6 protein-coding genes are annotated in these 4,822 nt (G+C 47.1%); 3 read left to right on the top strand and 3 right to left on the bottom strand.

The genetic code is table 11. The features are described from left to right. Nucleotides 1–188: 188 nt before the first annotated feature. Together PHU49_14685 and PHU49_14680 are read left to right on the top strand one after the other, a co-directional pair. Nucleotides 189–674: a 3-isopropylmalate dehydratase small subunit gene (locus PHU49_14685; protein MDD5245252.1), complete on the top strand. Its 486-nt coding sequence runs from the start codon at nt 189–191 to the stop codon at nt 672–674. A gap of 1 nt (nt 675) precedes the next feature. Further along, on the top strand, nt 676–1,692 hold the full coding sequence (locus tag PHU49_14680) for an aspartate-semialdehyde dehydrogenase (protein ID MDD5245251.1): 1,017 nt from the start codon (nt 676–678) through the stop codon (nt 1,690–1,692). Between the two features lie 81 nt (nt 1,693–1,773). Here PHU49_14680 and PHU49_14675 read toward each other — a convergent pair whose 3' ends face one another. Then, nucleotides 1,774–2,112, bottom strand: a complete 339-nt coding sequence (locus PHU49_14675) for a hypothetical protein (GenBank protein MDD5245250.1) — start codon at nt 2,110–2,112, stop codon at nt 1,774–1,776. Nucleotides 2,113–2,328: 216 nt separating this feature from the next. On the opposite strand from PHU49_14675, the gene PHU49_14670 reads away from it, so the two are divergent. Next, entirely contained in the window at nt 2,329–2,784 is a 456-nt protein-coding gene (locus PHU49_14670) for a universal stress protein (protein ID MDD5245249.1), read from the top strand. A 248-nt stretch (nt 2,785–3,032) separates the two neighbouring features. Here PHU49_14670 and radA read toward each other — a convergent pair whose 3' ends face one another. Both radA and PHU49_14660 read right to left on the bottom strand, forming a co-directional pair. Further along, nucleotides 3,033–4,355: a DNA repair protein RadA gene (gene radA / locus PHU49_14665; GenBank protein ID MDD5245248.1), complete on the bottom strand. Its 1,323-nt coding sequence runs from the start codon at nt 4,353–4,355 to the stop codon at nt 3,033–3,035. Nucleotides 4,356–4,542: 187 nt separating this feature from the next. Continuing rightward, nucleotides 4,543–4,822: hypothetical protein (locus PHU49_14660; protein MDD5245247.1), on the bottom strand; the 280-nt coding region annotated here is incomplete at its 5' end.

Below are 4,822 nucleotides of genomic sequence, written 5' to 3'. Positions count from 1 at the left end.
AATTTTATCGGCAGGATGGGCCATCCGCAAAGCGAGGTCTACCTTGCAGGGCCGGCAGTAGCAGCGGCAAGCGCAATAAAAGGAAGGATAGCACATCCGGAAGAGATTTAAACCTGTTTAAAGTTTCAAGTTTCAAGTTTAAAGTTTAAAAATAAACTATAAACCGGAAAATTAAGAAAGGAGCACATATGCGAATCAAAGGAAAGATATGGAAATTCGGCGACAACATAGACACGGACATCATCATCCCTGCAAAATACCTTGCGATGACGGACCCAAAGTCTCTCGGCGAGCATTGTATGGAACCGATTGCGCCGTCATTTCACGAGAAGGTAAAAAAGGATGACATTATCGTAGCCGGATCAAACTTCGGGTGCGGTTCTTCGCGTGAGCATGCCCCCATTGCCATATCGGCCCTCGGTATCCCCCTTGTGATAGCGAAGAGCTTTGCAAGGATATTCTACAGGAACGCCTTCAACAAAGGACTGGCACTGCTTGAGGCAGATGTTATAGATAATATAGATGAAGGAGAAGAGGTTGAGATCGATCTCTCATCAGGGGTTATTCGCTGGAGAAATATGGAGGTGACGGCAAAACCGATACCATCGTTCATGGTGGAGCTTATTAACGAAGGTGGGCTGATCAACTACCTGAAAAAACAACTGGAGGAGTGACATGAAAACCTACAATGTGGCCGTTGCCGGTGCAACCGGAGCCGTGGGAAACGAAATGATAAGTGTTCTCGAGGAAAGGGATTTCCCTGTAAAAAATCTTATCCTCCTTGCATCATCAAGAAGTGTCGGTAAGACGCTGTCCTTCAAGGATAAAAGCGTGAAGGTACAGGAGCTGAAAGAAGATTCCTTCAAGGGAATCGACATCGGTTTATTCTCACCCGGTGGTTCGGTGAGCATGAAATTCGCTCCCATAGCCGCTGCGAGCGGATGCGTGGTAATAGACAATACGAGCGCCTTCAGGATGGACCCCGATGTCCCTCTTGTCGTCCCCGAGGTAAACGAGCATGCAATCGCGGGCTACAGGAAAAAAGGGATCATCTCAAACCCTAACTGCTCAACGATCCAGATGGTTGTCGTCCTGAAACCGCTTCACGATTTTGCAAAGATAAAAAGGGTCGTTGTATCAACCTACCAGGCAGTATCAGGGACGGGCATGAAGGCGATCAAAGAGCTTGAACAGCAGATCCTTAACATCTACAATGCGCGGAAGGTAGAGATCAAGGTCTATCCTCATCAGATAGCCTTTAACTGCCTCCCCCACATCGATTCATTTCTCGACAACGGGTATACAAAGGAAGAGATGAAGATGGTCAACGAGACCAGGAAGATCATGGAGGATCCAAACATTGCCGTAACGGCAACGACTGTAAGGGTTCCTGTCTTCTACGGTCACTCCGAATCGGTGAACATTGAATTCGAAAAGGATGTAAGCCCGGAAAAGGCACGGGCGCTTTTGAAGAAGGCGCCAGGCGTAAAGGTAGTCGATGACCCGTCAAAAAATAAATATCCCCTTGCGATCAACGCAGCAGGGAAAGATGACACCTTTGTGGGCCGCATCAGGAGGGACGATACAGTTCCGTATGGTCTGAACATGTGGGTCGTGGCAGATAACATCCGGAAGGGCGCTGCGCTCAACGCAGTCCAGATCGCGGAATCGCTGATAAAGAAATATATGTAAACTACAGCAAAGAGCTAAGAGCTGAGGGCAAAAAGTAAATCAGTGATTTTTTTCTCTCCGCTCTCCGCTCTCCGCTCTCTGCTATAAGTTGTTTTTCGGCGGTTGCGTCTGCCGTATCTTGTCTACCTCTTCTTCGATGTCCCGGATCACAAGTTTCAGCCTCGAGATTGAATGTATGCGTTCCATGATGTAAATATCTTCATTATTTACCGTTTTCCCTGAAGTAAATATATCGTATACATATTCACCGATCCCGGCATATAATTTCTGCATGTTTCGCTGAGCCTTCGTGATGTCAATGTATTTCTTTTTCCCTATCACTGCCTGTTTCTCAACGTTAAATGCAATATCCTGTGCAGTCTCTTTGAGTGTCTTTAATCCTTCCCCGGTCTTCTTTTTCAGGTCATCGATAAGAGCCATCTTGCCTCCTTTATAATCTCGCTTATTACGTAATATACCTGTCTGCTCCGGATTTTTCAAGCCATACCCTCTGTCCCTTTGAGTCCTGCATTTTTTCACTTGAACCCTCAACCCCTTGAATCCTTGAACCCTGTTAATATTAAAATCATTTGACTAAACAGGAACTCGCGTGTATATAAATCTGTATACATACTATTATACCCGGAGGTGAGCAATATGTTTAAAAAAATAGTTTGTCCAGTCGATTTTTCAGAATTTACTGAGGAAATTGTCACCTATGCCGTGAGTATCGCAAAGAAGTTCAACGCGGAGCTTCATTTATTCCATGTCATACCGAATCTCAATTACTTTACACCCTATGAATCCTTTCTTACCCCGGAAAATCTTGTAGCAATTGAAAATAACATCGGTGTTGAAGTAGACAGAGACTTCAATAAGATCATCAAAAAAATAGATATTCCGGTCAAGAAGATCACAAAGACCGGCGTTACCTTTGTCGAGATTATTGATTACGTGAAGACCGAAGCGATTGATCTCATCGTCATGGGAACCCATGGACGAAGCGGCATTGAACATATCCTTATAGGAAGCGTCGCGGAAAAGGTGGTCCGGAAAGCTCCCTGTCCTGTCCTGACGATACGGCCGAAAAATAAATCATTTCAGATGCCGTAACACAGCTATCAGCCGTCAGCTATCAGCAGACAGCTGCAAACCCGTAAATCGTAAGTCGTTAGTCGTGAGGGGAATAGCCCTTTGTCATTGCGAGCCCGCAGGGCGCGGCAATCTCATTCAATTGTTTATACCCAATGAGATCGCCACGTCGCTTACGCTCCTCGCGATGACAACACCAAGTAACCTTGAACATAGAACCTTGAACAGATTTTACTGTAAGCTGTATGCTGTTAGCTGACGGCTGATAGCTACGTTAAGTGTTCGTATAGCTCCCGGATGTTCTTGAGCGGTATGATATCAAGCCCTGAGACCTTTTCAACGCCCTTCGGGCAGAAGACCCTTTTGATCCCGAGACGCTCGCACTCCCTGATCCTCATATCCATATAGACGATCTTGCGGATCTCTCCCGTGAGACCTACTTCCCCGAACAGGGCCGTATCCTGGCCAATGGCAACATCTTTAAAACTTGAAAGGATGGACGCGGCCACAGAGAGGTCTACTGCCGGTTCATTGACCTTCATACCGCCGGTGACATTCACGTAGACATCCCTGTCAAAAAATGGTTTCCCGATGGCCTTTTCGATGACGGCTATGAGAATAAAAAGACGATTAACATCATATCCGAGGGATAACCGCTTGGGGATTGAGAAGTTAGTTTTGGGTGTCACAGCCTGTACTTCCAGGATGATAGGCCTTGATCCGGTAATGTAAGGGAACAGGGTGCTGCCTGAGCCGATGTCCCCTCTCTCGGAAACAAAAAACTGCGACGGGTTCTCTACGCTTATGAGTCCCTCTTTTTTCATCTGGAATATTCCAACCTCGTCGACGGGCCCATACCTGTTCTTCATAGCCCGCAACATCCTGTAGGGAAGCATCTTGTCGCCTTCAAAATAAAGCACCGTGTCTACCATATGCTCGAGGATCTTAGGGCCGGCAATAGCGCCCTCCTTTGTTACGTGGCCGATGAAGATGAGGGTTGTATCCATGGATTTCATCGCCATTGTCAATTTCGAAGAGACATCCTTTATCTGGCTCACATTCCCCGGGAGCATCGGCAGGCTGCTATTATAGGTCGACTGGATCGAGTCGATAATAACGAGATGGTATGCTGTTCCCGACACGGCCTCAATGATGTCGTCAAGCTGGTTCGTGGCGAGGATCGGAAAATTGCCGCCGAGGTTTAACCGTTTCCTCCGTGATGCCAGTTGCTTCAATGATTCTTCACCGGAGACATAAAGGACATTAAGACCGAGCTCGACCATCCGTGCCGCTATCTCAAAACATAAGGTGGTTTTACCTATCCCGGGATCTCCTCCGAGGAGTATCGATGAGCCGACCGTCAGACCTCCTCCCAGGACCCTGTCCATCTCATCTATGCCGAGGATTACCCTCTCTTCGGCAATCTCATCGTCGCTGACGATGACCGGGCTTCTCTTTGCCTGTGATTCAATTGCCTTGTCAACCTTGTATTCCCGGATCGTATCCCAGCCCCCGCACTTGGGGCACTTTCCCATCCACTTGAAGGTCTCATACCCACAGGCATCACAAACAAAGACAACTTTTTTTGCCACTATCCCCCCTTATGCGTATATCGTATATCGTATTTCGTATATCGAGGTTCCAATAAATCCGTTCGGCGTTGGGCGTTCGGCGTGAGGCGAAAGGCTGGAGGTTGGAGGAGGGAGGCGTAGGATTGTTTCTTTCGTTTCTCGCCTTTTCACTTTTCACCTTTCACGTCCCCTATTCACTATCGACTATTCACTGATTTTGGGTATGCAGCTTTATGAGATCGAACTGGTACTTCATTACCTTTGTAAGCCATTCTTTCGTCTTCGGAAATTCACGGGCATCCAGTTCAAGCGTTATCATCTCGTCGTATCCGAGCCTCCTGACGGTATTTAAAAATTTAACGATCGGGAGGTCGCCTTTCCCGAGAAAAAGATGGCTCCTGTGAGACCCGTGGTCACTGAGATGAATATTTTTTAACCTGCCGGTTTTGAAGACCCGTAAGAAACCCGCTATGATATCATCGCCGAAT

Source organism: Syntrophorhabdaceae bacterium, assembly GCA_028713955.1.
GTDB lineage: Bacteria > Desulfobacterota > Syntrophorhabdia > Syntrophorhabdales > Syntrophorhabdaceae > UBA5609.
Note: the sequence above shows the minus strand (reverse complement) of the source record. Positions and strands in the feature narration are given on the sequence as shown.

Excerpts from the sequence above, each read along its gene's own strand:
- PHU49_14680 (MDD5245251.1), top strand. The coding sequence starts at position 676 with ATGAAAACCTACAATGTGGCCGTTGCCGGTGCAACCGGAGCCGTGGGA.
- PHU49_14675 (MDD5245250.1), bottom strand. The coding sequence starts at position 2,112 with ATGGCTCTTATCGATGACCTGAAAAAGAAGACCGGGGAAGGATTAAAG.
- PHU49_14670 (MDD5245249.1), top strand. The coding sequence starts at position 2,329 with ATGTTTAAAAAAATAGTTTGTCCAGTCGATTTTTCAGAATTTACTGAG.
- PHU49_14685 (MDD5245252.1), top strand. The coding sequence starts at position 189 with ATGCGAATCAAAGGAAAGATATGGAAATTCGGCGACAACATAGACACG.